We start from the raw sequence: 26059 nt of genomic DNA on the forward strand, positions 1-26059 counted from the left end.
ATGCAGATCACCGACGTCACCACCCACGCCGCCACCGCGGTCGTCGACCTCGACGCCATCGCGCACAACGTCGCGCTGCTCGTCGAGCACGCCGGGTCCGCGGGCGTGATGGCGGTCGTCAAGGCCGACGGCTACGGCCACGGCGCGCTACCCGTCGCCCGCACGGCGCTGTCGGCCGGGGCCACCGAGATCGGGGTGGCCACGCTCGACGAGGCGCTGACGCTGCGCCGCGACGGGTTCACGGGCCCGCTGCTGGCCTGGCTGCACGCGCCCGGCGTCGACTTCGGACCCGCCCTGGTGGCCGACGTGCAGGTGGCGGTCTCCTCGCCGCGCCAGCTCGCCGACGTCCTCGACGCCGTCGAGCGGACCGGCACCGCCGCGACGCTGACCGTCAAGGTCGACACCGGGCTGAGCCGCAACGGGGCAAGCGGTGCCGAATTCGCCGACATGCTGCCGGAACTCGCCCGTGTTGCAGCCTCGGGCGCGGTCCGGCTCCGCGGCATCATGTCCCACCTGGCGTGCGGGGACGACCCCGACAGCGGCGTCAACGACCGCCAGGCACACCGGTTCCGTGACATGCGCGCCCAGGCGGCCGCGGCGGGCGTCGCCTTCGAGATCGCGCACCTGGCCAACTCGCCCGCCGCCATGACCCGGCCGGACCTGGCGTTCGACCTGGTGCGGCCCGGCATCGCCGTGTACGGCCAGACGCCCATCCCGGCGCGCGGCGACATGGGGCTGATCCCGGCCATGACCTTGACCTGCCCGGTCGCCAAGGTGCGGTCGATCGAGGCGGGCGACGGCGTGTCCTACGGCCACACCTGGATCGCCGACCGCGACACCACCGTGGCGCTGATCCCGATCGGGTACGCCGACGGCGTGTTCCGCAGCCTCGGCGGCCGGTTCGACGTTCAGATCAACGGGCGGCGCAGGCCCAGCGTCGGCAGGGTCTGCATGGACCAGTTCGTCGTCGACCTCGGACCCGACGGCGGCGACGTCCGCGAGGGCGACGACGCCATCCTGTTCGGGTCCGGCGCTCGCGGCGAACCCACCGCACAGGACTGGGCGGAGACCCTCGGCACGATCAACTACGAGATCGTGACGAGTCCGCGGGGGCGGGTCGGCCGCGTCTACACCGGCGGTGCCGCGATCGGCCCGGCCCGGTGAGCCGGGCCCGCAAGGCGAGCTGGCTGGCAGGTCTCGCCGGGCTCTCGGCGGTCGGTGGGCTCGCGGGTTCCACGGTGGCCAAGTCGCTGACCCGCCGCGTGACCGAGGACGACCTGCACCGCGACGAGGACTTCGAACTGCTCGACGCGGACCGCAGCTGCGTGGTGACCACCGCCGACGGCGTCCCGCTGGCCGTCCGCGAGGTCGGTCCCGAGGACGCACCGCTGACGGTCGTCTTCGCGCACGGTTTCTGTCTACGGATGGGCGCGTTCCACTTTCAGCGCGCCCGGCTCTCCGAGCAGTGGGGCACCCAGGTCCGGATGGTGTTCTACGACCAGCGCGGACACGGGCGGTCCGGTGATGCCGCGCCCGCGACCTACACGGTGCCGCAGCTGGGTCAGGACCTCGAGGCCGTGCTCGCCGTCATGGCCCCGCGGGGCCCGGTGGTGCTGGTCGGTCACTCGATGGGCGGCATGACGGTGCTGTCACACGCCCGCCAGTTCCCGAAGCACTACAAGACCCGCATCGTCGGCGTGGCACTCATCTCCACGGCGGCCGAGGGTGTTTCGCGCTCGCCGCTGGGCGAGATCCTGCGCAACCCCGCGCTGGAGGCCGTGCGCTTCGCGGTCAGGTACGCCCCGAAGACGGTGCACCGCACCCGCGGTGCCGCCCGATCGGTGATCGGTCCGATCCTGCGCGCGGCGTCCTATGGCGACGAGAGGGTCAGTCCCAGCGTGGTGGCCTTCTCCGAGAGAATGATGCACGACACCCCCATCCCGACGATCGTCGGCTTCCTCCACGCGCTCGAGGTGCACGACGAGACCGAGGCGCTGACCACCCTGGCCAAGGTTCCGGCGCTGGTGGTGTGTGGCGACCGCGACCTGCTCACCCCGAGCGAGTACTCCGCGGCGATGGCGGCCGCGCTGCCGAAGTCCGAACTCGTGATCGTCGGTGGCGCAGGACATCTGGTTCAGCTGGAACAGCCCGAGATCGTTGACGATGCGCTCGTCCGCCTCGTCGAACGGGCCACGCCGTCCAAGCTCGTCGCGCTGACCCGGCGCCTGCGGGAGCGGGCCCGCCACCGTGGCTGACGTTCGTGCCGAGGGCACGGCCGAACTGCCCACCGCCGACGACACCCTGGCGCTGGGTGCCCGGCTGGGGGCCGACCTGCGCGCCGGCGACGTCGTGGTCCTGTCCGGGCCGCTCGGTGCGGGAAAGACCGTGCTGGCCAAGGGGATCGCCCGTGCGATGGACGTCGAGGGTGCGGTGACCTCGCCGACGTTCGTCCTGGCACGGGTGCACCCCGCCCGGCAGGCGGGGCGGCCGGCGCTGATCCACGTCGACGTCTACCGGCTGCTCGACGGGCACGCCGGCGTCGACGCCGACCTGCTCGGCGAACTGGACTCCCTAGACCTCGACACCGACCTCGACGACGCCGTCGTCGTGGTCGAGTGGGGTGAGGGGCTGGCCGAAAGGCTGTCCGACCGCCACCTCGACGTCCGCCTCGAACGAGGCGGCGAGACCGACGTCCGCACCGCGGTGTGGCGATGGAACGAGAACCCGTGAGCACCCTGGTCCTGACCATCGACACCGCCTCACCCGCGGTCACTGCGGGCGTGGTGCGCGTCGACGGTACCGACGTCGTCGTGCTGGCCGAGTACGTCACCGTCGACGCCCGCGCGCACGCCGAGCAGCTCACCCCGAACGTGTTGCGCGCCATGGTGAAAGCAGGCACGGCGATGCCCGACCTGGATGCCGTGGTCGTCGGGTGCGGACCGGGACCCTTCACCGGGCTGCGGGTCGGCATGGCGACCGCCGCGGCGTACGCGCACGCCCTCGACGTCCCCGTCCACGGGGTGTGCAGCCTCGACGCGATCGGCATCGACACCGCAGGCGAGGTGCTCGTCGTCACCGATGCTCGGCGCCGCGAGGTGTATTGGGCGCGCTACCGCGACGGCGTCCGCGTCGACGGGCCCGCCGTGTCCGCACCGACGGACGTGCCGACCGGTGCCGCCGCCGTCGCCGGCTCCCCGGAGCACGCCGCGCTGTTCGACCTGCCCCGGCTCGACCCCACGTATCCGACGTCGTCGGGTCTGGTTCGCGCCGTGGACCTCTCGCGACCGCCCGAGCCGCTGGTGCCGCTCTACCTGCGTCGGCCCGACGCCAAGCCTCGCAGCGAGCAGCGACCGTGACGGCGCCCGCCGACGTCGTCTACGACGGGTTGCGCATCGGGGACGCCGACCGCTGCGCCGAGCTGGAGGCGCAGCTGTTCCCCGGCGACGATCCGTGGCCCGCCGTCGCCTTCGTCCGCGAACTCGAGTCGCGGCACAACCACTACGTCGCCGCCCGGGTGGACGGCACCCTGGTCGGATACGCCGGCATCACGAGGCTCGGCCGTACGCCGCCGTTCGAGTACGAGATCCACACGATCGGCGTCGACGGCGCGTTCCAGGGCCGGGGAATCGGACGCCGTCTGCTCGACCTGATCCTCGAGATCGCCGACGGCGCAACGGTGTTCCTCGAGGTCCGCACCGACAACGCCGCGGCGATCGGACTGTACGAGAGCGTAGGGTTCGCCCGGGTGGGCCTGCGCAAGAGGTACTACCGGGTGAGCGGGGCCGACGCCTACACGATGCGGCTGGACCCGAGGGAGAAGCGGTCGTGACGATCATCCTGGCCATCGAGAGTTCCTGCGACGAGACGGGCGTCGGCATCTGCGACCTCGCCGCCGACGGCACGGTGACCCTGCTCGCCGACGAGGTGGCCTCCAGCGTCGACGAGCACGTGCGCTTCGGCGGCGTCGTCCCCGAGATCGCGTCGCGCGCGCACCTCGAGGCGCTCGGGCCCACGATGCGCCGTGCACTCGACGTGGCGGGGGTGGCGCGGCCGGACGTGGTGGCCGCGACCATCGGCCCCGGCCTCGCGGGAGCGTTGCTCGTCGGGGTGGCGGCCGCCAAGGCCTACGCCGCGGCGTGGGACGTGCCGTTCTACGCGGTCAACCACCTGGGCGGGCACCTAGCCGCCGACGTCTACGAGCACGGACCGCTGCCCGAGAGCATCGGGCTGCTGGTGTCGGGCGGGCACACCCACCTGCTGCACGTCCGGTCGCTCGGCGAGCCCATCGAGGAGTTGGGCAGCACCGTCGACGACGCCGCGGGCGAGGCGTACGACAAGGTGGCCAGACTCCTGGGGCTCGGCTACCCGGGCGGCAAGCCGCTCGACGACCTGGCCCGCACCGGCAACCGGGACGCGATCGCGTTCCCCCGCGGGATGACCGGGCCGCGCGACCACCCGTACGCGTTCAGCTTCAGCGGGCTCAAGACCGCCGTCGCCCGCCACGTCGAGCGCGATCCCGACGCCGCGACCGCCGACGTCGCCGCCGGCTTCCAGGAGGCGGTGGCCGACGTGCTGACGCGCAAGGCACTGCGTGCGGCCGCCGACCTGGACGTCTCCACGCTGCTGATCGCCGGGGGAGTGGCGGCCAACTCGCGCCTGCGGGAACTCGCCGAGGAACGCTGCGCCGCCGCAGGGGTGACCCTGCGCGTGCCGAAGCCGCGGCTGTGCACCGACAACGGCGCGATGATCGCGTCGTTCGCCGCCCACCTGATCGCCGCCGGAGCGGCGCCGTCGCCACTCGACGTGGCCAGCGACCCCGGTCTGCCGGTGCTCGTCGGTCAGGTCGCCTGACCCGCCGGAACCGTCCACGCACGGCCCAGCCTTGAGTGCTAGCACTCGCGTGTATAGAGTGCTAGGTGGCAGGCGGCCAACCCCCCTGTTCCGGCTCCCGCGACGACGGCGCAATGGGCACGGACGCATGCCGAACACCTTGTATTCGACACATGTCCGGGCACTCCGGACACATCACCCGAACTAGTGGAGGGCTCCATCGTGGCGAGCGTCAACATCAAGCCACTCGAGGACAAGATCCTCGTACAGGCCAACGAGGCCGAGACGACCACCGCTTCCGGCCTGGTCATCCCCGACACGGCCAAGGAGAAGCCGCAGGAAGGCACCGTCGTCGCAGTTGGCCCCGGCCGCTGGGACGAGGATGGCGAGAAGCGCATCCCCCTGGACGTCGCCGAGGGCGACACCGTGATCTACAGCAAGTACGGCGGCACCGAGATCAAGTACGGCGGCGAGGAGTACCTGATCCTCTCTGCGCGTGACGTGCTGGCTGTCGTCAACAAGTAAGCACTCGTGTTCCGCCCCGGACCTCCCCGCATTCGACGGGTGACGTCCGGGGCGGCATGCGTTCCACTGTCTTTCAAGCAGGAAGAACATTCATGAGCAAGCAGATTGAGTTCAACGAGACTGCGCGCCGGGCCATGGAGGCGGGTGTCGACAAGCTCGCCGACGCGGTACGCGTCACGCTCGGTCCGCGCGGCCGGCACGTCGTGTTGGCCAAGGCCTTCGGCGGTCCGGTCGTGACCAACGACGGCGTCACCATCGCCCGCGAGATCGACGTCGAGGATCCCTTCGAGAACCTCGGCGCCCAGCTGGTCAAGTCCGTCGCCACCAAGACCAACGACGTGGCCGGTGACGGCACCACCACGGCGACCGTCCTGGCCCAGGCGATCATCAAGGCGGGGCTGCGCAACATCGCCGCCGGCGCCAACCCGATCGCATTCGGCGCAGGCATCTCCAAGGCCGCCGACGCGGTGTCCGAGGCGCTGCTGGCCGCGGCCACCCCGGTGAAGGACGAGAATTCCATCGCGCAGGTCGCCACCGTCTCCTCGCGCGACGCGGAGGTCGGCAAGCTGGTCGGCGAGGCGATGACCAAGGTCGGTGCCGACGGCGTCGTCACCATCGAGGAGTCCTCCACGCTGAACACCGAGCTCGAGGTCACCGAGGGCGTCGGCTTCGACAAGGGATTCACGTCGGCGTACTTCATCACCGACTTCGATTCGCAGGAAGCGGTCCTCGAGGACGCGCTGGTACTCCTGCACCGGGACAAGATCAGCTCGCTGCCGGACCTCCTTCCCCTCCTGGAGAAGGTCGCCGAGTCGGGCAAGCCGCTGCTGATCATCGCCGAGGACGTCGAGGGCGAGGCGCTGTCCACCCTGGTGGTCAACGCCATCCGCAAGACGCTCAAGGCCGTTGCGGTCAAGGCGCCGTTCTTCGGTGACCGTCGCAAGGCGTTCCTGGACGACCTCGCGGTCGTCACCGGCGGTCAGGTGGTGAACCCCGACGTGGGTCTGCTGCTGCGCGAGGTCGGCCTGGACGTGCTCGGCACGGCCCGACGCGTCGTGGTCAACAAGGACAGCACCGTGATCGTCGACGGCGGCGGCGCCGACGACGCGATCGAGGGTCGCAAGTCGCAGCTGCGCAGCGAGATCGAGAACACGGATTCCGACTGGGATCGCGAGAAGCTCGAGGAGCGTCTGGCCAAGCTGGCCGGCGGCGTCGCCGTCATCAAGGTCGGCGCAGCCACCGAGACGGACCTCAAGAAGCGCAAGGAAGCCGTCGAGGACGCCGTCTCGGCGGCCAAGGCGGCCGTCGAGGAGGGCATCGTCACCGGTGGTGGCGCAGCCCTCGTCCAGGCCCGCTCGGCCCTCGACGGTCTGCGCTCGACGGTCACCGGCGACGAGGCACTCGGCGTCGAGGTGTTCGCCTCGGCGCTGTCGTCACCGCTGTACTGGATCGCCACCAACGCCGGTCTCGACGGCGCGGTCGTCGTGAACAAGGTCGCCGAACTGCCGGCGGGTCAGGGCTTCAACGCCGCGACCCTGTCGTACGGCGACCTGCTCGCCGACGGCATCGTCGACCCCGTGAAGGTGACCCGTTCGGCGGTGCTCAACGCAGCGTCCGTCGCACGGATGATCCTCACCACGGAGACCGCCATCGTCGAGAAGCCTGCCGAGTCCGAGGACGACGGACACGGCCACGGGCATCACGGACACGCCCACTAGGAACGGCTCGCGAGATGCGCCCCCGGCCCACCGGCCGGGGGCGTTTCTCGTACCCGAGAAGTCATTGCCCACGGTATGCACGCGAGCGCATAATCGGGGCAGGGGGATGAATCGGGGGATTCGACGATGATGCGAGACCTGGACACCATCGCAGCCGAACTGCGGATGTTGACCGCAGACGGCCACGACGCCGACCGGCTCGTCGACGATCTGCTGGACGAGTGGAACGGATCACGGGCCGTCCTGCACTCCTACGGGCTGCAGTTCTGGCCGGACTGACCCGGGCCGGTGGGGAAGTGGTCCGGCAGTTCGATCCACCCCGCGGGCACCTCGACGTTGAGCGCGAGGTTCACGAACCGGCCGACCGCCGCGGTCGCCGCGCGGATCGGACACCACTGCAGCGTGTAGGGCACGTACTGCGGCGGCGACAGCGCCACCAGGGGGCTCGAGAAGTCCGGTCCCGCACTGGCGGCCGTCGTGAGGATCCACTGGACGTCGGCCTGTTCGGGCCACCGGCGCGCCGAGAAGTCGATGTCGGTGAGTTCGACGGTCGGCGGCGCGACCCCGGCGGCCTCCAACACCTGCCGGAGCGCCATCGGGCTCGCGGGGTACAGGTCCGCGCTTCGCAGGCCCAGCGGCTCGTCGCGCAGGTCGTGCAGGCTGACCGACTCGCATCCGGCGAGCCGGTGCTCGGCCCGCACGCCGACGATCAGCGGTTCGGCGCAGAAGACCTCGCTGATGATGCCGGGCGGATCGGGCACCAGGCCGCAGGTGATCGTCACGTCCACCTCGCCGTCGGGGATGGCCCGCTGCAGATCCGGCAGCCACATCCGGCGCACGGACAGCTCGACGTCCGGTGCCTCGCGAGCCAGCGCGGCGGCGAGATGCGGCGCGAGGGTGGGCGCCACGGACGGCGTGATGCCGAGCCGCACCCTGCCCGCGTCCCCGCCGGCGATCCGGCGCACCGCGGCACCGGCTCCGGCCACGTCCTCGAGGATGTCCCTGGCGCGGCCCAGCAACTCGACCCCCGCCTCCGTCAGTGCCACCCGACGGGTGGTCCGGGTGAACAGCGGTGTGCCCAGGTCGCGTTCCAGCCGGCGGATCAGATCGCTCAGCGTCGGCTGGCCGATGTGCATCTTCTCGGCGGCGCGCTTGAAGTGCAGCTCGTCGGCGACGGCCACGAAGGCTTCCAGTTGACGCAACTCCACACCGGTGATGGTAGGTCCGCGGACGCCGATTGATCGGCTCGCGCGATCGCCGCGTTCGGGTTTCTCCCCTTTATCCGGCGCCACGCACCCCGCACTGTGGACGAATGCCCGCCTTCAGCACCCGCTATCACACCGTGGAAATCGACGGCCTCGACGTCTTCTACCGGGAGGCGGGTGACCCCGCCAACCCGACACTGCTTCTGCTGCATGGCTTCCCGTCGAGTTCGCACATGTTCCGCAATCTCATGGCAGCCCTGTCGGACGACTATCACCTGATCGCTCCCGACCACGTCGGCTTCGGTCAGTCGGCGATGCCGTCGGTCGAGGAGTTCACCTACAGCTTCGACCGGCTGACCGAGATCACCGAGAAGTTGATCGCGCACCTGGGCCTCGAGCGCTTCGCGATCTACATCCACGACTACGGCGCCCCGATCGGACTGCGCATCGCCACCGCGAGACCGGAACGGATCACCGGGATCGTCTCGCAGAGCGGCAACGCGTACATGGAGGGCTTCACGCCGTTCTGGGACGTCCTGTTCGCCCATGCCGCGGACCGCGCCGCGAACGAGCAGGAGGTGCGCGGATACCTGACCCTGGCCAAGACCCACTGGCAGTACACCCATGGCGTACCCGCTGACCGGCTGGACCGCATCGCGCCCGAGACGTGGCTCACCGACCAGGCAGGCCTGGATCGCCCGGGCAACGACGCCATCCAGCTGCAGCTGTTCTGGGACTACCAGTTCAACCTCGGCGGCTACCCCGGGTTCCAGGAGTACTTCCGGACCCACCAGCCGCCCCTGCTCGTCACCTGGGGGAAGAACGACGAGATCTTCGGCGCCGCAGGGGCGGAGGCCTTCAAGCGCGATCTCCCCGACGGGGAGTACCACCTGCTCGACGCCGGCCACTTCGCCCTGGAGACCCACGGCGAGGAGATCAGCGGCTACGTCCGGGAATTCATGGGAAGGCTCTGATGCTGGAGGAGGCATGAGTAGGCGCTACCCGGCGATCGCGTTCACCGACGACGTCCAGGCGGTCCAGCGGGAGCGCGGCAGCGAGCGCGTCTACGCGCGCAAGCGTCTCGCCGGTGCGGCCGCCACCGAGCCGGATCCACTGACCGAGGACGAGGCCGAGTTCCTCGCCGAGCGCGACGGCATGTACCTCGCCACGGTGAGCGAGACGGGATGGCCCTACGTGCAATTTCGCGGCGGCCCAGCGGGTTTCGTGCGAGTGCTCGACGAGCACACGCTGGCGTGGGCGGACTTCCGTGGCAACCTGCAGTACATCAGCGTGGGCAACGTCGGCGGAAACGACCGAGTCGCGATCATCGCCATGGACCAGGCTCGGCGCCGTCGGCTCAAGGTCTTCGGGCACGCCCGGATCGTCACGGCGGAGGACGACCCGGACCTGATCGCGGCGCTGGCCGATCCCGGCTACGACGCGGTGGTGGAGCGCGCCGTCGTCGTCACCGTCGACGCCTACGACTGGAACTGCCCGCAGCACATCACGCCTCGGTTCACCCTCGCCGAACTCGAACCGATGCTCGTCGACGTCCGGCGCCGGCTGTCGGACCTCGAGGCCGAGAACGCCGAACTCAAGGCCGAACTCCGCGCGACCCGGTGACCCGTCGGCCGCGCGCCGCTAGGTTGCCCGTATGACTCGATGCCGGACTCCACTAGGTCGCTCGCTGGTGGCGGTGGCGCTGCTGACGCTGCTGATGGCGTGTTCGGGATCGCCGCGCGAGGACGGTCCGGTCGCCGCGGGTGGCGGCACGGCTGACGGCGTCAGCGCGCCGGCCCCGCTGAACGGCCCACCGGAGGCGCCCAAGGTGGCCCGCGACGTCGTCAAGACCGCATCCCTGACGATCACCGTCGCCGACGTGTCGGCGGCAGCCGACGAGGCAGCCGTCGAGGTGGAGAAGGCAGGCGGTCGCGTCGACAGTCGCTCGGAGGACGCCGGCTCGGGCCAGGGTCGTGCGCACACCGCGGTGGTGCTGCGCGCCCCGGTCGCGAAACTGGACGGCCTGGTTCGGACGCTGAAGGGGCTCGGCGAGGTGCAGACGGCGGACACCACGGCCGAGGACGTCACCGCTCAGCGCGTCGACCTGGATGCCCGGATCACGGCGCTTCAGACCTCGGTCGAGCGCCTGCTGGCGATCATGCGCGACGCACGCGATCCCGACGCGCTGATCAAGGCCGAGGATGCACTGTCACAGCGGCAGGCGGACCTCGACAGCCTTCGGGCGCAGCGTGATCAACTCGGCGATCAGATCGCGTACAGCACCGTCGACGTCACGTTCGTCGCCGAGCGCATCGGCGGACCCGCGCCCAAGCAGTACGACGGCTTCCTGGGGCAGGTCGAGCGCGGGTGGGACGGCTTGGTCTCCGTCGTCGGGCAGTTGGTCCTGCTCGTCGGACTGCTGCTGCCCTGGTTGGGCGTGCTGGCCGTGGTGGGCGGCATCGGGTACGTCGTGGTCCGGTTCGTGCTGTCACGCCGGTCCTGATGCCGCCCCTCCGACGGCGGGTGGATCAGGCGCTGCGGCGGATTCCCCGCTTCAGCAGCATCTCGCGCTCGGACTCGCTCAGGCCTCCCCAGATCCCGTACGGCTCGCCGACGGCGAGGGCGTGGGTGCGGCACTGGGTGATGACGGGACAGCTGCGGCACATCTCCTTGGCGCGCATCTCGCGCTGCGCGCGAGCCCTTCCGCGCTCACCGTCGGGATGGAAGAACATCGAGGAGTCGACACCCCGGCAAAGACCGTCCATTTGCCAGTCCCAGATGTCCGCGTTGGGTCCGGGTAGTTGTTGCGGCTGAGGCATTGGAAAATCCCCTCTCCACGCGAGCTTCCGCGTCACGCGATGTCGCGTTGAGTCGTGAACCGTTCCGAGTGCAAGTCGCCGCTGACTTCTCGTGGTCACAACGTAAGAGGGCGCTGGAAATGGCGTCAATAGCCCGCACCCTTGCTCAGGGGCATAGCGGCTGCTCGGGAATTTACATCGTGTTAATCATCGGGACCCACACGCAACGCGAGCTGTGGTGGGCAAAGGCGCACGTCCCGACGCCGACCCCTGTTTCCGCTGCTCGCGGCGAAGACCGTTGGCACGCTTGGCCGATCCGCCCCGGTCCAGTTGACGTGAACGTAACGTCGACACCATCAACTGTTAACCGATGTTGAATTGGCGACACTTTGGCCCGTCTCGGTCGTTGATAGCGTGCCTTCTCGATGGACATCGAGGCCGACGATCTGGCGCAATCGGCGTTCGGCGCGCGGCCCGACCGATGGCCGCTGCCGCCCGCGGCGACACCCGCCGAGCTGTGGCACCGCGCCGTCGCGGCAGGCGGGCAGGGCAGGTACGCCAGCGCGTTCGCCGACCTCGAGACCCTGGTCCGCGTCGCCGCGGGCGGCCCGTTTGCCTCGCTCGCCCACAGCACACACGCGTCGTTCCTCCGCCAACTCGGAGACCACGACGCCGCGCGGCCGTGGGACGGCCGCGCGTGGGCGCTCGCGGACGGCCACCCCGAGGCCGCAGCCGACGCGCTCGTCGGTCTCGCGGCGGACGCCCTCGGGACGGGCCGCTTCGAACTCTCCGCGGACCTGCTGCATCGGGCCGCCCAGATCACCGCGGACGCCGCGCCGCGCATCCCGGTCCGGCTGGCGTGGGTGTCGGCGGAGTTGGCGATGTTCACCGGCGACGGAACGGCCGCCGTGCGCCACGCACGACGCGCTGTCGACCTGGCGGGGGCGATCGGTTCGGCGCGACACGCCGTGAAGTCCGAGGTCGTGCTGGCCGCCGCACTGTGTTCCCGCGGTGACGTCGAGGCCTGCAGGCAGGTGGCCGACGCCGCGCTGGACGCTGCCCAGGCGTTGGCATTGATACCTCTGACCTGGGCTTTGGCGTGCCTGCTGGCCGACGTCGGCAGCGCGGCACTGACCCCGTCGGCCGTCACCGCGCTGCGGGACCGGAGCGCCGCTACCGTGAGAGTCGGCGGCGGCGTGTGGTCGGTCCGCTGATTCTGCCCGTCTCCGACGGATCATTAGTCTTTGTCTGACACACCTGCCTGGGTTCCGCCCCATCCGTAACGCTGGAGATATCGCGCACGATGACAATTTCGGGAGAAGGTCTCGATGCCGTCGTTGCTCAAGCGGTGGCCGGCGATCGAGATGCGCTCCGGGAAGTGCTGGAGACCATCCGCCCGATCATCGTCCGGTATGTCCGGGCGAGGGTCGGAACCGCGGACCGAAGTGGTCTATCAGCAGACGACGTGGCTCAGGAGGTGTGCTTGGCCGCCATCACGGCGCTGCCGCGCTACAGGGATCAGGGACGACCGTTCCTGGCCTTCGTCTATGGCATCGCCGCACACAAGGTTGCTGACGCCCACCGCGCCGCTGGGCGCAACAAGTCCGACGCCACCGACACCCTGCCCGAGCGGGCGTCGAGCGCACTCGGTCCCGAACAGCTGGCCATCGACGCGGATTCCGCGGCGCGGATGAAGAAGCTGCTCGAGATCCTGCCGGAGAAGCAGCGCGAGATCATCATCCTGCGCGTCGTCGTCGGCATGAGCGCCGAGGAGACCGCCGAGGCCGTCGGCAGCACCGCCGGTGCGGTGCGCGTGGCCCAGCACCGTGCGCTGGCGCGGCTCAAGAACGAAGTCATGGCGACGGGACACGACCATGCCTGATCAGGGTCGCTGGACCTCCAACGGTGGAGATCCCAGCCTCAACGACATCAACCGGGTCGACCGGTTCATCGAGGCGCTGAGCGCCAACCAGCCGGTCTACTCCACCGATCCCGCGGAGGCGGAACTCGCGTTCCTGATGGCGGACTGGCGCGACGGCGTGCGGGACACCCCGGTGTCGGCCGTCGTCACCGAACGCGACGCGGCGAGGGCACTCGACGCGGCGCGCGCCCCGCGCCGACCGAACCGGCTGTCCCTCGCGGTCATCGGTTCCGCGGCCGCGGCGGTGCTGTGCGCCGGCGGTTTCGGCGTGGCGGTCTACGGCGCCTCGCCCGGCGACGGGCTGTACGGCATGCGGACCATGATCTTCGGCGAGCAGCAGACCACACGGGACGACCAGGTGGTCCTCGCGGCCCAGCAGGAGTTGGCCCAGGTCCAGCAGTTGGTCGACGAGGGGCAGTGGGAACAGGCACAGGACAGACTGGCAGCGCTGTCGACCACCGTGCAGAGCGTCGAGACGGTCGAGCAGAAGTCCGACCTCATCGAGCAGTACAACGCCCTGACCTACAAGGTCGTCGAACAGGATCCGGCTGCGACACTGCCGCCGGTGGGCGATCCGGCGCCGGTGCTGCTCCCGGATTCGCCGCTGACGTTGCTCCCGGTGCCGGTCGTCACCCAGACGACCGAGACCACCGCGACGACGACGGAGACGACCTCGACGTCGACCGTGCCGTCCGAGACGACCTCCGGGACGACGACCACCGGCACCACGACGTCGGTGACCGACATCCCCGGCCCGGAACTGGCGACCACCACGCCGTCGGACCCGGCGGCCAGCCCGACGTCGCCGACCAGCGCATCGCCGACCACCACGTCGCCACCGGTGACGACGACGACGGCGGTGCCCACGACGACTGCGGTACCCACGACCACCACGACGACCGTGCCGTCGACCACCACGACGGTGTCACCCACCACGACCGTGCCGCCGACCACCACGACGACGACCGTGCAGGCGACGACGACCACCCGTCAGCAGGCGCCCGTCGAGGCCCCGGTCAGTCAATCGCCGGTCACGCCGTCACAGCCACGGACGACGGCGGTCGAGCAGACGCCGATCACCACGACACTGATCGTGCCGGGTGCCGCGGGGTGAGTGCGTTACGCCGTCAGCGATAGCCGTCGGAGTCCGACGACGTCGCCTCGTTGAGTGAGGCATCCGCGTAGCCGCGGCAGTAGTCCCAGGTGACGTAGGCGTCGGGTTCGGGATCGTAGGCGGGTTCGTGCGGACGCACGGTGCCGTCGACGAGCAGCTGCAACAGGTTGGCACGCAGCATGTCCCAGTCGTGATAGTGGTCCTGCTGGCATTCGTCGCAACAGACGACGAGGCCGCGGATTCCCTTGTGCGCCAACAGCGCTTCGTACACGGCTAGATCGGCGAGATCGGCCTCGACCGCGATGCGCTCCTGGGAGTCCAGCGGCTGCCCGGGCTCGATCGCGTCGAGAGCCGCCGACGGGTCGCATGGGTCGTCGGCGAACGGATCGGGCGGCAAACCAGGCGGCAGGTGGTCACGCACGGCTCCACAGTACGCAAGCCCTCGGGTTTCGCGCCAGCCGTTCCGGGACTGCGGTGCGGTGTGTCGGGCGTCGTTTGCGGAGGTGATTCCCAGCTCACCGCGGAGCGTGAACCCGATGACGTCGGCCGGTCCCGATAAGATGGTCGATCATCGTCTCAACGCGTCGCGCCCCCTGGGAGGCCACCCCCCATGTCTATCGCTGAAAGCAGCCTTCCCCTGTCCGTTCCGGTGTCCACCGGCGGCGACGACCCCACCAAGGTCGCGATGCTCGGACTCACCTTCGACGACGTGCTGCTGCTGCCCGCCGCGTCCGACGTCGTCCCGGCCAACGCCGACACCTCCAGCCAGCTGACCAAGCGCATCCGGCTGCGGGTGCCGCTGGTCAGCTCCGCGATGGACACCGTCACCGAGTCCCGGATGGCCATCGCCATGGCACGTGCCGGCGGGATGGGCGTGTTGCACCGCAACCTCCCGGTCGCCGAGCAGGCCGGCCAGGTGGAGACCGTCAAGCGGTCCGAGGCCGGTATGGTCACCAACCCCGTCACCTGCTCCCCGGAGCACACGCTCGCCCAGGTCGACGCGATGTGTGCCCGGTTCCGCATCTCGGGCCTGCCCGTCGTCGACGCCCAGGGCTCGCTGGTCGGCATCATCACCAACCGCGACATGCGCTTCGAGGTCGACACCGACAAGCCCGTCGCGGAGGTGATGACCAAGGCCCCGCTGATCACCGCGCAGGAGGGCGTGTCCGCGGAGGCCGCGCTGGGTCTGCTGCGCCGCCACAAGATCGAGAAGCTGCCCATCGTCGACGGGCACGGCAAGCTCACCGGGCTGATCACCGTCAAGGACTTCGTCAAGACCGAGCAGTTCCCGCTGGCCACCAAGGACAGTGACGGCCGCCTGCTGGTGGGCGCGGCGGTCGGCGTCGGCGGCGACGCCCGGGAACGCGCGATGACGCTGGTCGACGCCGGCGTGGACGTCGTGATCGTCGACACCGCGCACGCCCACAACCGCGGCGTGCTCGACATGGTCAACTGGGTCAAGACGATGGTCGGTGACCGGGTCGACGTCGTCGGCGGCAACGTCGCCACCCGTGCCGCGGCGCTGGCGCTGGTCGAGGCCGGTGCCGACGCGGTCAAGGTGGGCGTCGGCCCAGGCTCCATCTGCACGACCCGCGTGGTCGCGGGCGTCGGTGCTCCGCAGATCACCGCCATCCTCGAGGCCGTGGCGGCGTGCTCGCCCCACGGCGTCCCGGTGATCGCCGACGGCGGGCTGCAGTACTCCGGCGACATCGCCAAGGCGCTGGCCGCGGGCGCGTCGACCGCGATGCTCGGCTCACTGCTGGCGGGCACCGCCGAGGCGCCCGGCGATCTGGTCTTCGTCAACGGCAAGCAGTTCAAGAGCTACCGCGGCATGGGCTCGCTGGGCGCCATGCAGGGCCGCGGTACGCAGAAGAGCTTCTCCAAGGACCGCTACTTCCAGGACGACGTCCTCAGCGAGGACAAGCTGGTGCCCGAGGGCATCGAGGGACGGGTGCCGTTCCGCGGTCCGCTGTCCACGGTGGTCCACCAGCTGACGGGTGGACTGCGCGCGGCGATGGGGTACACCGGATCCGCCACCATCGAGCACCTGCAGCAGGCGCAGTTCGTCCAGATCACCGCGGCGGGCCTCAAGGAGAGTCACCCGCACGACATCACGATGACGGTCGAAGCGCCGAACTACTACGCCCGTTAGGGCTGGGGGACACACGAGTCATGCGTGACATGGTCGAAATCGGCATGGGCAGAACCGCCCGCCGCACCTACGAACTCGGCGAGATCAACATCGTCCCGTCCCGCAGGACGCGGTCGTCCCAGGACGTGTCGACGTCCTGGCAACTCGACGCCTACCGCTTCGAGATCCCGGTGGTCGCGCATCCCACCGACTCGCTGGTGTCGCCGGAGTTCGCGATCGAGCTGGGCCGCCTCGGCGGGCTCGGCGTCCTCAACGGCGAGGGATTGATCGGCAGGCACGCCGACGTCGAGGCCAAGGTCGCGCAGGTGGTCGAGGCGGCGAACAAGGACCCGGAGCCGTCGGCCGCCGTCCGGCTGCTGCAGGAACTGCACGCCGCCCCGATCGACCCGGACCTGCTGGGCGCCGCGGTGTCCCGGATCCGGGACGCGGGGGTCACCACCGCCGTGCGCGTCAGCCCGCAGAACGCCCAGGCGCTGACGCCGGTGCTCGTCGCGGCAGGCATCGACCTCCTTGTCATCCAGGGCACGATCATCTCCGCCGAACGCGTCGCCACCGACGGCGAACCGCTGAACCTCAAGACGTTCATCTCCGAACTCGACGTCCCCGTCGTCGCGGGCGGCGTACTGGATCACCGCACCGCGCTGCACCTGATGCGGACCGGTGCCGCCGGCGTGATCGTGGGCTACGGGTCGACGTGGGGCGCCACCACCAGCAGCGAGGTCCTCGGCATCAGCGTGCCGATGGCGACCGCGATCGCCGACGCCGCGGCCGCGCGTCGCGAGTACCTCGACGAGACCGGCGGCCGGTACGTCCACGTGCTGGCCGACGGCGACATCCACACCTCGGGTGACCTCGCGAAGGCGATCGCGTGCGGCGCCGACGCCGTCGTCCTGGGCACCCCGCTCACCGCGGCGAAGGAGGCACTCGGCGACGGCTGGTTCTGGCCGTCGGCGGCAGCGCACCCATCTTTGCCGCGTGGTGCCCTCCTGCAGGTTGCCGTCGGCGAGCGGCCGTCACTCGAGCAGGTGCTGTCCGGCCCGTCGGACGACCCGTTCGGCTCGCTGAACCTCGTCGGGGGTCTGCGCCGAGCGATGGCCAAGGCCGGCTACTGCGATCTCAAGGAGTTCCAGAAGGTCGGCCTGACCGTCGGCAGCTAGGGACGCCGACGCTTTACAAGTTAGGGTCGCCTGTCTAGCAAGCTACCCGTCGGTAAGTTCATAATGGGCTCATGGATCCTGACTACGACGTCCTGATCGTCGGCTCCGGTTTCGGTGGCAGCGTCAGCGCGCTGCGCCTCACCGAGAAGGGCTACCGCGTCGGCGTGCTCGAGGCCGGCAGGCGGTTTGCCGACACCGACATGGCGAAGACATCCTGGAACCTGCGCAAGTTCCTGTGGGCGCCGCAGTTCGGCATGTACGGCATCCAGCGCATCCACCTGCTGCGCAACGTCATGATCCTGGCGGGCGCGGGCGTGGGCGGCGGATCGCTGAACTACGCGAACACCCTCTACGTGCCGTCGGACCCGTTCTTCAAGGACGCGCAGTGGCGTGACATCACCGACTGGCGCGAGGAGTTGATGCCGCACTACGAGCAGGCCAAGCGCATGCTCGGCGTCGTCACCAACCCCACCTTCACCGACGCCGACCGGATCATGAAGGAGGTCGCCGACGACATGGGCGTCGGGCACACCTTCGTGCCGACCCCCGTCGGCGTGTTCTTCGGCCCCGACGGCGAGAAGACGCCGGGCAAGCGCGTCCCCGATCCGTACTTCGGCGGCGCCGGTCCCGAGCGCACCGGCTGCATCGAGTGCGGCTCGTGCATGACGGGATGCCGCTACGGCGCCAAGAACACGCTGCTCAAGAACTACCTCGGCCTCGCCGAATCCGGTGGCGCGGACGTCATCCCGATGACCACGGTCACCGACCTCGAGCCGCAGGCCGACGGGTCGTGGAAGGTGCACACCATGCGCACCGGCCGCTGGGTGCGTCGGAAGAAGACCACCTACACGGCGTCCCAGGTGATCGTCGCCGGCGGCACCTACGGCACGCAGAAGCTGCTGTTCAAGCTGCGCGACACCGGGCGACTGCCCGAACTGTCCGACAAGCTGGGCGTGCTCACCCGCACCAACTCGGAGTCGATCGTCGGTGCGGGCCGCCTGCGGGTCAAGGACGACCTCGACCTGACCCACGGCGTCGCCATCACCTCCTCGATCCACCCGACCGAGGACACCCACATCGAGCCGTGCCGGTACGGCAAGGGCTCCAACGCGATGGGACTGCTGCAGACGCTGATGACCGACGGCGTGCTGCCCGACGGCACGGGCGTGCCACGGTGGAAGCAGCTGATTCAGGCGGCCAAGGCCGATCCGCGGGGCACCCTGCGTCTGCTCAACCCGCGGCGGTGGAGTGAGCGCACGATGATCGCGCTCGTCATGCAGAACCTCGACAACTCGATCACGACCTACACCAAGCGCAACAGGTTCGGTGTCCGGCGCTACCTGAGCAAGCAGGGCCACGGCGAGCCCAACCCCACGTGGATCCCCGCGGGCAACGAGGTCACCCGGCGCATCGCCGAGAAGATCGACGGCGTGGCGGGCGGTACGTGGGGCGAGCTGTTCAACATCCCGCTGACCGCACACTTCCTCGGCGGTGCGGCCATCGGCAGCGACGCCGAGCACGGCGTGATCGACCCGTACCAGCGGGTGTACAACTACCCGACCATGTACGTCGTCGACGGTGCCTCGGTGTCGGCGAACCTCGGGGTGAACCCGTCGCTCACCATCACCGCGCAGGCCGAGCGCGCAGCGGCGCTGTGGCCCAACAAGGGCCAGGAGGACCTCCGGCCCGCTCAGGGCGAGCCCTACCGCCGGCTCGCTCCCATCGAGCCGGAGCGTCCGGTGGTCCCCGCCAACGCCCCCGCGGCGCTGCGCTGGTTGCCGATCGAGCCGGTCAGGTCCACCGGCTGACGCCACTAGACTGGGCGGGTGAATTCCCCCGCTCCGCGTCCCGTGCTGGTGGTCGACTTCGGTGCCCAGTACGCGCAGCTCATCGCACGCCGCGTCCGCGAGGCGCGGGTCTTCTCCGAGGTGATCCCGCACGACACCAGCATCGAGGAGATCCGGGCGAAGGACCCGCAGGCGATCGTCCTGTCCGGCGGCCCGGCGAGCGTGTATGCCGAGGGCGCACCGCAACTGGACCCGGCGGTCTTCGACCTCGGCGTCCCGGTGTTCGGCATCTGCTACGGGTTCCAGGCGATGGCGCAGGTCCTCGGCGGCACCGTCGCCCACACCGGCACCAGCGAGTACGGCCGCACCGAACTGTCGGTCACCGGCGGGTCACTGCACTCGGATCTGCCCGAGACGCAACCGGTCTGGATGAGCCACGGTGACGCGGTCACCGCGGCGCCGGACGGCTTCGAGGTCGTCGCCACCAGCGCGGGGGCGCCCGTCGCCGGGTTCGAGAACCGCGAGCGCCGACTGGCGGGCGTGCAGTACCACCCCGAGGTGATGCACTCCCCGCACGGGCAGCAGATCCTCAGCCGCTTCCTGCACGACTTCGCGGGCATCGGCGCCACGTGGACCGCCGCCAACATCGCCGAGGCGCTCATCGAGCAGGTGCGCGCCCAGGTCGGCGACGGCCGGGCCATCTGCGGCCTCTCCGGCGGCGTGGACTCGGCCGTGGCGGCGGCGCTGGTGCAGCGCGCGATCGGGGATCGGCTGACGTGCGTGTTCGTCGACCACGGCCTGCTGCGGGCCGGCGAGCGCGGACAGGTGCAGCGCGACTTCGTGGCGTCGACCGGCGCCAACCTCGTCACCGTGGACGTGGCCGACCGCTTCCTCGAGGCACTGTCCGGGGTCACCAATCCCGAGGGCAAGCGCAAGATCATCGGCCGAGAGTTCATCCGGGCGTTCGAGGGGGCGGTGCGCGACATCGTCACCGACGGCGGCGGCGAGGTCGACTTCCTGGTGCAGGGGACCCTCTATCCGGACGTCGTCGAGTCCGGCGGCGGATCCGGCACGGCGAACATCAAGAGCCACCACAACGTGGGCGGACTGCCCGACGACCTGACGTTCGGGCTCGTCGAACCGCTGCGGCTGCTGTTCAAGGACGAGGTGCGCGCGGTGGGCCGCGAACTCGGACTGCCCGAGGAGATCGTTGGGCGGCAACCCTTCCCGGGACCCGGGCTGGGCATCCGGATCGTCGGCGAGGTCACCGCGGAGCGGCTGGACACCCTGCGCCGGGCGGACTCCATTGCCCGCGAGGAGCTGACGGCGGCCGGGCTGGACAACCAGATCTGGCAGTGCCCGGTGGTGCTGCTGGCCGACGTGCGGTCGGTGGGCGTGCAGGGCGACGGCCGGACCTACGGCCACCCCATCGTCCTGCGGCCGGTGTCCAGCGAGGACGCCATGACGGCCGACTGGACGCGGGTGCCCTACGAAGTCCTGGAACGGATCTCGACGCGCATCACCAACGAGGTGCGCGAGGTCAACCGCGTGGTCCTGGACGTGACGAGCAAGCCGCCGGGCACCATCGAGTGGGAGTGACGTCAGCTCTCGACGTCGGCCTCCGCTTCCTTGGCGATGTACGCGCCGAGGATCTGACTGACGGCCGACTCGATCGTCGTCTCGATCGAGAACGCGAGCGTGGCGGTCACCGCGCTGACCGCCTGCGTGCGGAACCGGATCAGCATCGTGATCAGCTCCGCCATCTCGGTGTCGGGCGGAAGTGACTCACCCGGCTTGATGCGATCGACGACGTGCTCGACGCCGGCCTGCACCAGCAGGCCGCTGATCTGATCGACCAGCGGCGCGATCTGCTCGTGCAGGTCGACCAGCTTGTCGGTCGCGACGCCGTACTCGCGTATCTCGTTGAAGATCTCGATCAGCTTGGGCCGCACCACCGTGACGCGATCGGGGTCCTCGTCGTCGCGCCGGATCACGCCGTTGCCGAGCATCCGTTCGAAGGAAGCATCGTCGTCGACCAGCCGGCGCGCGTCGGCCTCGGGCATCCGCTCGGGGCGCTCGGTGGCCCAGCTGCCGGCGATCGCCGACTCGAGGCCCAGCATGTCGCCGATGTCCTTGCCCTGCTCCCAGGCGGACAGCATCTCGTGCACGTGCGCGATGTTGTAGCCCCGGTCGAGCATCGAGGTGATCAACCGCAGCCGGGTCAGGTGGGTGTCGTTGAACAGCGCGATGCGGCCGACACGCAGCGGGGGATGGAGCAGCCCGCGGTCCCGATACACCCGGATGTTGCGGGTGGTCGTTCCCGCGAGTCGCGCCAGCTCCTCGATGCGGTACTCGCCCGCCGCCTCCACGCCGTGCGGTGAGACGGCGGCATCGAACAGTTGCGAGACCGCCGTCTCGATCACGTCGCGCGATCCGCGCCGGATCTGCCGTGGCGCCCGACGCAGGTTGGTCAGGATCGTCGAGAACGTCCCTGCCTGCTGCTTGGGCTGCCGTGCCGACACGTCAGGCCGACGACGTGACCGCACGCAGGCGATGGGAACCCGCGTCGCGGGCCACCGCCTCGTAATCGGTGAATCGGAAGTCGCGCATCTGTCGAAGATACTGTGTCGCGAATCCCGGATACATCGACGCGTTGAAACCGTCGGCGGTCAGGTACCAGCTGTTGCAGCCGCTCATCCACGTCGTCTTGGTCAGCCGCTTCTGCAGCACCTCGTTGTGCCGCTGCTGTACGTCCGCCCGCACGTCGAGGAAGCGCAGGTCGTTGCGCAGAATCGTGGTGATTCCCGCGACGGCGTAGTCGATCTGGCCCTCGACGAAGACGAGCAGTGAGTTGTGACCCGGCCCGGAGTTCGGTCCCGTCATGATGAAGAGGTTCGGGTAGCCGTGGGCGTTGATGCTCTTGTATGCCTGCGCCCCACCGGACCACTCCTGCGCCATCGATCGTCCGCCGACGCCGGTGACCGGGAACGGCGGACCGGTGAGGTGCACGTCGTATCCCGTCGCGAAGACGATCGCGTCGAGGTGGTGCTCGATGCCGTCGCTGGTGCGGATGCCGACCGGGCTGATCCGCGCGATCGGCCAGTCGATCAGCTTGCAGTTGTCGCGTTGCAGCGCCGGGTAGTAGTCACTGGAGACGAGCATCCGCTTGCACCCCGGGGTGAAGTCCGGCGTGAGCTGTCGACGCAACCACGGATCCTTCACCTGACGGTGCAGGTGCGCCTTGCTCAGACGCTTCACCAGCCCGGTCAGCGGTGAGTTCCACACCAGCGCGGTGGCGGTGGCCTCGTGGCCCCAGTACAGCGCCTGCCGTGCGACGCGTTGCACCGCGGGCACCTTCGCGAAGGCGGTCTGTGCGACCTCCGGCGTGGCGACGTCGAGGCGCGGCATCACCCACCCGGGCGTGCGTTGGAACACCTTGACGAAGCCGGCCTTCTTGACCAGTTCGGGGACGATCTGCACCGCGCTGGCGCCGGTGCCGATCACGGCGACCCGCTTGCCGGTGAAGTCGTAGTCGTGATCCCAGTTGGCGCTGTGGATCTTGTGGCCCTCGTAGGACTCGAGGCCGCGGATCTCCGGCCACCGGTGATCGGACAGCGGACCCGAGGCGAGCACGACCGAGCGGGCGCGGAATCGCTTGCGGCCGGTTGTCTTCACCGTCCACGTGCCCTCGGCCTCGTCGAACTCCAGGCCGTCGACCTCGACGCCGAACTGGATGCGGCGCCGCAGGTCGAACCTGTCGACCATGTCCTCGATGTGGGTGCGGATCTCGCCGGCCGGGGAGTAGGCGCGCGACCAGGTCGGGTTCGCGACGAACGAGAAGGAGTACAGCAGCGACGGGATGTCGCACGCCGCACCGGGATAGGTGTTGTCGCGCCACGTACCGCCGACCTGATCGTCGCGCTCGAGGATGACGAAGTCGTCGACGCCGGCCTGGGTCAGCTTGATGGCGGTGCCGATGCCGGTGAAGCCGGTGCCGACGATCAGGGTGTCGTAGACGCGGGTGCCCACCGTCATGCCGCCGGCTCGTGGGTGAGTTCCTTGAACCACGTGGGGATGGGCTTGAGCAGCTTCTTCGGGTAGTAGTCCGACGCCCACACCATCGGGTTGGCCACCCAGTGGTAGGGGTTGTTCGGCTTGACGACCATGCGGGAGTGCAGCTTCAGCAGCTGGTAGGTGGGCACCCGCCAGGTGGTCTCGCCACGCTCGCCGAGCGTCTTGAACCGCTTCATCGCGTTGTACAGCTTCTCGGGCTGCAGGCCCATGTCGACGATGTTGTTGCGCATCCGGTTGAGCAGCGGGACGTACATGATGATGCCCAGGATGAGCGCGGGGGAGGCGATGTTGCCGACGAATTGAACGAGCAACCGGCGGGCGTCGGCCTGACCGATGAGGTTCAGCACCTCGAAGTCGACGGCGATGTGCCGTGACTCATCGTTGTTGATCTTCTCGAAGACCTGGTGGCACACCGGGTCGTGCACCTCCTCGAGGAGGAACTTCAGCAGCGCGCCGTCGAGGGCGACCTCGAGCATCGGGATGACCGTGCCAAGGATCGACAGCGACATGCCGTCGGCGTAGGTGTCGAGCCAGTCGATCGCCAGCCGGATGTTCACGTTGGGTTCCGGCATCTCGCCGTCGTCGAGCATGCCCCACCGCTTCATCAGTGCCAGTTCGGCGTTCGCGTGGCGCTGCTCCTCGGCGTGGAAGTACCGGTAGATCTCGGCCAGTGCCGGCGTCGGCGCCTTCTTGGCCATCGCGGCGAACCCACGGGCGCCCACGTTCTCGATCCAGCACAGATCGGCCATGAAGGCCTTGAGCTTGGGGCGCATCTCGTCGGTGATCTTCTCGGCACCCGGCGCGTCCCAGTCGATGTCGGCGAGGGCCCACTGCTTGTCCTTGATCTTCGCCAGCATCACGTCCATGTCCATGGCCACTGTGCTCTCCTAAGAAGTCGTCATGCGGGTGGTGAAGCCGACGGCGCGGGTGTACGCCGTCGGAGTGAATCGCTTGATGCCCCAGCCGATTCGGGCGTCGGGCTGCGGCATGCAGTAGAGGCCGCCGCGGTCGTGGGTGTCCAGGCACGTCCGGGCCACCCGTTCGGGGGAGAAACCGGTCCAACGCATCAGCGTGTCGGCGAGCTGGGTCGACCCCTCGGTGATCCGGCCCGCGCCCACGATGTTGGTCTTCACGAAGGTCGGGCACAGGGCGGTGACGCCGATGCCGGTGCCCGACAGCTCCGCCGCCAGCGTCTCCGACAGCGACAGCACGCCGGCCTTGCTGACGTTGTAGGCGGCCATGCCGGGTGCGGCTCCGAACGCGGCCGCCGAGGCGACGTTGATGATGCCTCGCGGCCGGTCGTCGGTGCGGGCGGCGTCGCGCAGGATCGGCGTGAAGACGTGGCAGCCGTGGATCGGGCCCCACAGGTTGATGCCGAGCACCCAGTTCCAGTCGTCGAGATCCGACTCGCCGATCGCGGTGCCTCCCGCGCCGACGCCGGCGTTGTTGACGACGAGGGTGGGTGCGCCGCCGAAGAACGACTGCGCCTCCTTGGCCAGCTGCGCGACGTCGTCGATGGAGGTGACGTCGCAGCGGACCGACGTGGCCTCGCCGCCCTTGGCCACGATGGCGTCGGCGGTGGCCGTGGCCGAGGCTTCGTCGAGGTCGCTGCACACCACCCGCCCGCCGCGACGGGCGAGTTCGGCGGCGAAGGCGGCACCGATGCCGCTGCCGGCCCCGGTGATGACGGCGTCGGCGTCGCGGCTGCGCTTGACGGAGCCGAGGATTCCGAAGGGGTTCATCCCGCTGCCCTCTCGCCGGTGACGCGCCACGCGTCGGCGATGAAGCCCGCGACCCTGCGCATCGCGGGGACGGCGTCGGGGGCGAGGCGCGGCAGTGCCTGGAATACGTGCACCTGGTCGGGCCAGACCTCGAGGTCGCAGTCACCACCGGCGGCGGTGACGTCGGCGGCGAGCCGGCGGGCGTCGGTGACGAGCATCTCCCCGCCACCCGCCTGGATCAGCGTCGGCGGCATGACCCGGCCGCCCGCCACGTCCAGCGTCAGGCGCGGGTCCGCGAGATCGTGGTCGCCGCAGTACAACCCGATCAGCTTGGCGGCGTCGGCGGCGCGGATCGCGGGGTCACGGCGCAGCTCCTCCCGGCTGCGCGAGAGCCCGAAGGTGAGGTCGATCAGCGGCGAGAACAGGGCGAGGCCCGCGGGGTGCGCGACGTCGTGCTGCAGCAGCAGGTCCACCGCGAGGTGCCCACCCGCGGAATCGCCTGCGATGACCATGTTCTCGGGCGCCAGGCCACATTCGCCCTGCAGGTAGTCCCAGCCCGCCCGGACGTCGATCGAGGCGGCGGGGAAGCGGTGCCGCGGCGCCAGTCGGTAGTCGACGACGAACACCGGCAGGCCGGTCAGGCGTGACAGCCACGCGGTCAGTCGGCGATGCGTGCGCGGCGAGCACAGCGCGAAGCCACTGCCGTGCAGGAAGTAGACGGCCCGGTCGGTCGAGCCCTCGACGCCGTTGCCGTACACCCACTCGCCCTTCACCCGCCTGCCGTCCGGCAGCGTCACGTCGACGGGGTCGACGCGGGTGCCGGCCAGCGACGGGCCGAAGGCATCCATGATCCGGGCGATGATCTGGCGCGACGCCCACAGGCCCCATGCGCGTTCGGGGGGCAGGACGGCGCTGATCTGACGCAGTGTCAGACCGCTGACCGTGGCGGCGCCACGTGATCTCAGGGAACCGCGGGCGGGCACATGGGTGTGCTCGACGGCCGGGTTGGCGGGCATTCGGACCTCCGTTGGTCGAAGCGTCCGATGAGTACACCAGC

27 protein-coding genes are annotated in these 26059 nt (G+C 69.9%); 19 read left to right on the forward strand and 8 right to left on the reverse strand.

The annotated features are described in order from the left end of the window. From alr to G6N64_RS12320, 9 genes are all read left to right on the forward strand, one after another. A complete protein-coding gene (gene alr, locus G6N64_RS12280; RefSeq protein ID WP_163797263.1) occupies positions 1-1164 on the forward strand; it encodes an alanine racemase in 1164 nt (387 codons plus the stop codon). Beyond that, complete coding sequence (locus G6N64_RS12285) at positions 1161-2255, forward strand: alpha/beta fold hydrolase (protein WP_163797265.1); 1095 nt, start codon at positions 1161-1163, stop codon at positions 2253-2255. The genes alr and G6N64_RS12285 overlap by 4 nt, the downstream gene beginning before the upstream one ends. Further along, positions 2248-2730 (forward strand): tRNA (adenosine(37)-N6)-threonylcarbamoyltransferase complex ATPase subunit type 1 TsaE, encoded by a 483-nt coding sequence (gene tsaE / locus G6N64_RS12290; protein WP_163797274.1) that lies wholly within the window; start codon positions 2248-2250, stop codon positions 2728-2730. Before G6N64_RS12285 ends, tsaE begins: the two co-directional genes overlap by 8 nt. Continuing rightward, complete coding sequence (gene tsaB, locus G6N64_RS12295; protein WP_163797275.1) at positions 2727-3356, forward strand: tRNA (adenosine(37)-N6)-threonylcarbamoyltransferase complex dimerization subunit type 1 TsaB; 630 nt, start codon at positions 2727-2729, stop codon at positions 3354-3356. Before tsaE ends, tsaB begins: the two co-directional genes overlap by 4 nt. Then, positions 3353-3829, forward strand: a complete 477-nt coding sequence (rimI, locus tag G6N64_RS12300; protein WP_163797277.1) for a ribosomal protein S18-alanine N-acetyltransferase — start codon at positions 3353-3355, stop codon at positions 3827-3829. The genes tsaB and rimI overlap by 4 nt, the downstream gene beginning before the upstream one ends. After that, positions 3826-4851 carry a tRNA (adenosine(37)-N6)-threonylcarbamoyltransferase complex transferase subunit TsaD gene (tsaD, locus tag G6N64_RS12305; protein WP_163797279.1) on the forward strand — a complete coding sequence of 342 codons (1026 nt, stop codon included), beginning with the start codon at positions 3826-3828 and terminating at the stop codon, positions 4849-4851. The genes rimI and tsaD overlap by 4 nt, the downstream gene beginning before the upstream one ends. Positions 4852-5052: 201 nt before the next feature. Next, the gene (gene groES, locus G6N64_RS12310; protein ID WP_070356489.1) at positions 5053-5355 is read left to right on the forward strand and encodes a co-chaperone GroES; all 303 of its coding nucleotides are present in this window, start codon (positions 5053-5055) and stop codon (positions 5353-5355) included. A gap of 92 nt (positions 5356-5447) precedes the next feature. Further along, positions 5448-7073 (forward strand): chaperonin GroEL, encoded by a 1626-nt coding sequence (groL, locus tag G6N64_RS12315; RefSeq protein WP_163797281.1) that lies wholly within the window; start codon positions 5448-5450, stop codon positions 7071-7073. Between the two features lie 126 nt (positions 7074-7199). After that, positions 7200-7352, forward strand: coding sequence for a hypothetical protein (locus G6N64_RS12320; protein WP_163797283.1), 153 nt, complete (start codon positions 7200-7202; stop codon positions 7350-7352). On the opposite strand, the gene G6N64_RS12325 is transcribed toward G6N64_RS12320, so the two are convergent. Beyond that, positions 7325-8281, reverse strand: coding sequence for a LysR family transcriptional regulator (locus tag G6N64_RS12325; RefSeq protein WP_163797285.1), 957 nt, complete (start codon positions 8279-8281; stop codon positions 7325-7327). The genes G6N64_RS12320 and G6N64_RS12325 overlap by 28 nt on opposite strands. Positions 8282-8385: 104 nt before the next feature. Between G6N64_RS12325 and G6N64_RS12330 the strand changes: the two genes are divergently transcribed. The 3 genes from G6N64_RS12330 (at position 8386) to G6N64_RS12340 (ending at position 10781) form a co-directional block, all read left to right on the forward strand. Continuing rightward, positions 8386-9252, forward strand: coding sequence for an alpha/beta fold hydrolase (locus G6N64_RS12330; protein WP_163797287.1), 867 nt, complete (start codon positions 8386-8388; stop codon positions 9250-9252). 13 nt (positions 9253-9265) lie between these two features. Continuing rightward, the gene (locus G6N64_RS12335; protein ID WP_163797289.1) at positions 9266-9901 is read left to right on the forward strand and encodes a pyridoxamine 5'-phosphate oxidase family protein; all 636 of its coding nucleotides are present in this window, start codon (positions 9266-9268) and stop codon (positions 9899-9901) included. A gap of 94 nt (positions 9902-9995) precedes the next feature. Further along, the gene (locus G6N64_RS12340) at positions 9996-10781 is read left to right on the forward strand and encodes a DUF4349 domain-containing protein (protein ID WP_409370765.1); all 786 of its coding nucleotides are present in this window, start codon (positions 9996-9998) and stop codon (positions 10779-10781) included. Between the two features lie 25 nt (positions 10782-10806). On the opposite strand, the gene G6N64_RS12345 is transcribed toward G6N64_RS12340, so the two are convergent. Further along, entirely contained in the window at positions 10807-11097 is a 291-nt protein-coding gene (locus G6N64_RS12345) for a WhiB family transcriptional regulator (RefSeq protein WP_163797293.1), read from the reverse strand. A gap of 404 nt (positions 11098-11501) precedes the next feature. On the opposite strand from G6N64_RS12345, the gene G6N64_RS12350 reads away from it, so the two are divergent. From G6N64_RS12350 to G6N64_RS12360, 3 genes are all read left to right on the forward strand, one after another. Further along, the gene (locus G6N64_RS12350; RefSeq protein WP_163797295.1) at positions 11502-12290 is read left to right on the forward strand and encodes a tetratricopeptide repeat protein; all 789 of its coding nucleotides are present in this window, start codon (positions 11502-11504) and stop codon (positions 12288-12290) included. 89 nt (positions 12291-12379) lie between these two features. Then, positions 12380-12958 carry a sigma-70 family RNA polymerase sigma factor gene (locus G6N64_RS12355; RefSeq protein ID WP_163797298.1) on the forward strand — a complete coding sequence of 193 codons (579 nt, stop codon included), beginning with the start codon at positions 12380-12382 and terminating at the stop codon, positions 12956-12958. Continuing rightward, a complete protein-coding gene (locus G6N64_RS12360) occupies positions 12951-14111 on the forward strand; it encodes an anti-sigma-D factor RsdA (RefSeq protein ID WP_163797299.1) in 1161 nt (386 codons plus the stop codon). Before G6N64_RS12355 ends, G6N64_RS12360 begins: the two co-directional genes overlap by 8 nt. Positions 14112-14124: 13 nt before the next feature. Here G6N64_RS12360 and G6N64_RS12365 read toward each other — a convergent pair whose 3' ends face one another. Next, positions 14125-14532, reverse strand: a complete 408-nt coding sequence (locus tag G6N64_RS12365) for a DUF5319 domain-containing protein (RefSeq protein WP_163797301.1) — start codon at positions 14530-14532, stop codon at positions 14125-14127. A 189-nt stretch (positions 14533-14721) separates the two neighbouring features. On the opposite strand from G6N64_RS12365, the gene guaB reads away from it, so the two are divergent. The 4 genes from guaB to guaA all read left to right on the forward strand — a co-directional run bounded on the left by guaB (position 14722) and on the right by guaA (position 20806). Further along, on the forward strand, positions 14722-16263 hold the full coding sequence (guaB, locus tag G6N64_RS12370; RefSeq protein WP_163797303.1) for an IMP dehydrogenase: 1542 nt from the start codon (positions 14722-14724) through the stop codon (positions 16261-16263). Positions 16264-16292: 29 nt separating this feature from the next. Then, positions 16293-17420, forward strand: coding sequence for a GuaB3 family IMP dehydrogenase-related protein (locus tag G6N64_RS12375; protein WP_174266948.1), 1128 nt, complete (start codon positions 16293-16295; stop codon positions 17418-17420). 71 nt (positions 17421-17491) lie between these two features. Further along, on the forward strand, positions 17492-19228 hold the full coding sequence (locus tag G6N64_RS12380; protein ID WP_163797307.1) for an FAD-dependent oxidoreductase: 1737 nt from the start codon (positions 17492-17494) through the stop codon (positions 19226-19228). Between the two features lie 18 nt (positions 19229-19246). After that, positions 19247-20806 carry a glutamine-hydrolyzing GMP synthase gene (gene guaA / locus G6N64_RS12385; protein WP_163797309.1) on the forward strand — a complete coding sequence of 520 codons (1560 nt, stop codon included), beginning with the start codon at positions 19247-19249 and terminating at the stop codon, positions 20804-20806. 2 nt (positions 20807-20808) lie between these two features. On the opposite strand, the gene G6N64_RS12390 is transcribed toward guaA, so the two are convergent. The 5 genes from G6N64_RS12390 to G6N64_RS12410 are packed head-to-tail and all read right to left on the reverse strand — an operon-like array spanning position 20809 to position 26018. Beyond that, a complete protein-coding gene (locus G6N64_RS12390) occupies positions 20809-21729 on the reverse strand; it encodes a MerR family transcriptional regulator (RefSeq protein ID WP_174266798.1) in 921 nt (306 codons plus the stop codon). A 1-nt stretch (position 21730) separates the two neighbouring features. Continuing rightward, positions 21731-23242, reverse strand: a complete 1512-nt coding sequence (locus G6N64_RS12395) for a flavin-containing monooxygenase (protein WP_163797310.1) — start codon at positions 23240-23242, stop codon at positions 21731-21733. Continuing rightward, positions 23239-24153: a ferritin-like domain-containing protein gene (locus G6N64_RS12400; protein ID WP_276018139.1), complete on the reverse strand. Its 915-nt coding sequence runs from the start codon at positions 24151-24153 to the stop codon at positions 23239-23241. Before G6N64_RS12400 ends, G6N64_RS12395 begins: the two co-directional genes overlap by 4 nt. A gap of 15 nt (positions 24154-24168) precedes the next feature. Beyond that, the gene (locus tag G6N64_RS12405) at positions 24169-25023 is read right to left on the reverse strand and encodes an SDR family NAD(P)-dependent oxidoreductase (RefSeq protein WP_163797315.1); all 855 of its coding nucleotides are present in this window, start codon (positions 25021-25023) and stop codon (positions 24169-24171) included. Next, the gene (locus G6N64_RS12410) at positions 25020-26018 is read right to left on the reverse strand and encodes an alpha/beta hydrolase (protein ID WP_163797316.1); all 999 of its coding nucleotides are present in this window, start codon (positions 26016-26018) and stop codon (positions 25020-25022) included. The genes G6N64_RS12405 and G6N64_RS12410 overlap by 4 nt, the downstream gene beginning before the upstream one ends. Positions 26019-26059 lie beyond the last annotated feature (41 nt).

This window comes from Mycolicibacterium sediminis (genome assembly GCF_010731735.1).
In the GTDB taxonomy this organism is placed as follows: domain Bacteria; phylum Actinomycetota; class Actinomycetes; order Mycobacteriales; family Mycobacteriaceae; genus Mycobacterium; species Mycobacterium sediminis.

What these genes read in the sequence shown, in the direction of transcription:
- alr (WP_163797263.1), top strand. Translation starts at nt 1, where the DNA reads ATGCAGATCACCGACGTCACCACCCACGCCGCCACCGCGGTCGTCGAC.
- groL (WP_163797281.1), top strand. Translation starts at nt 5,448, where the DNA reads ATGAGCAAGCAGATTGAGTTCAACGAGACTGCGCGCCGGGCCATGGAG.
- G6N64_RS12320 (WP_163797283.1), top strand. Translation starts at nt 7,200, where the DNA reads ATGATGCGAGACCTGGACACCATCGCAGCCGAACTGCGGATGTTGACC.
- G6N64_RS12330 (WP_163797287.1), top strand. Translation starts at nt 8,386, where the DNA reads ATGCCCGCCTTCAGCACCCGCTATCACACCGTGGAAATCGACGGCCTC.
- G6N64_RS12335 (WP_163797289.1), top strand. Translation starts at nt 9,266, where the DNA reads ATGAGTAGGCGCTACCCGGCGATCGCGTTCACCGACGACGTCCAGGCG.
- G6N64_RS12340 (WP_409370765.1), top strand. Translation starts at nt 9,996, where the DNA reads ATGGCGTGTTCGGGATCGCCGCGCGAGGACGGTCCGGTCGCCGCGGGT.
- G6N64_RS12345 (WP_163797293.1), bottom strand. Translation starts at nt 11,097, where the DNA reads ATGCCTCAGCCGCAACAACTACCCGGACCCAACGCGGACATCTGGGAC.
- G6N64_RS12350 (WP_163797295.1), top strand. Translation starts at nt 11,502, where the DNA reads ATGGACATCGAGGCCGACGATCTGGCGCAATCGGCGTTCGGCGCGCGG.
- G6N64_RS12355 (WP_163797298.1), top strand. Translation starts at nt 12,380, where the DNA reads ATGACAATTTCGGGAGAAGGTCTCGATGCCGTCGTTGCTCAAGCGGTG.
- G6N64_RS12360 (WP_163797299.1), top strand. Translation starts at nt 12,951, where the DNA reads ATGCCTGATCAGGGTCGCTGGACCTCCAACGGTGGAGATCCCAGCCTC.
- guaB (WP_163797303.1), top strand. Translation starts at nt 14,722, where the DNA reads ATGTCTATCGCTGAAAGCAGCCTTCCCCTGTCCGTTCCGGTGTCCACC.
- G6N64_RS12375 (WP_174266948.1), top strand. Translation starts at nt 16,293, where the DNA reads ATGGTCGAAATCGGCATGGGCAGAACCGCCCGCCGCACCTACGAACTC.
- G6N64_RS12380 (WP_163797307.1), top strand. Translation starts at nt 17,492, where the DNA reads ATGGATCCTGACTACGACGTCCTGATCGTCGGCTCCGGTTTCGGTGGC.
- G6N64_RS12395 (WP_163797310.1), bottom strand. Translation starts at nt 23,242, where the DNA reads ATGACGGTGGGCACCCGCGTCTACGACACCCTGATCGTCGGCACCGGC.
- G6N64_RS12400 (WP_276018139.1), bottom strand. Translation starts at nt 24,153, where the DNA reads ATGGACATGGACGTGATGCTGGCGAAGATCAAGGACAAGCAGTGGGCC.
- G6N64_RS12405 (WP_163797315.1), bottom strand. Translation starts at nt 25,023, where the DNA reads ATGAACCCCTTCGGAATCCTCGGCTCCGTCAAGCGCAGCCGCGACGCC.
- G6N64_RS12410 (WP_163797316.1), bottom strand. Translation starts at nt 26,018, where the DNA reads ATGCCCGCCAACCCGGCCGTCGAGCACACCCATGTGCCCGCCCGCGGT.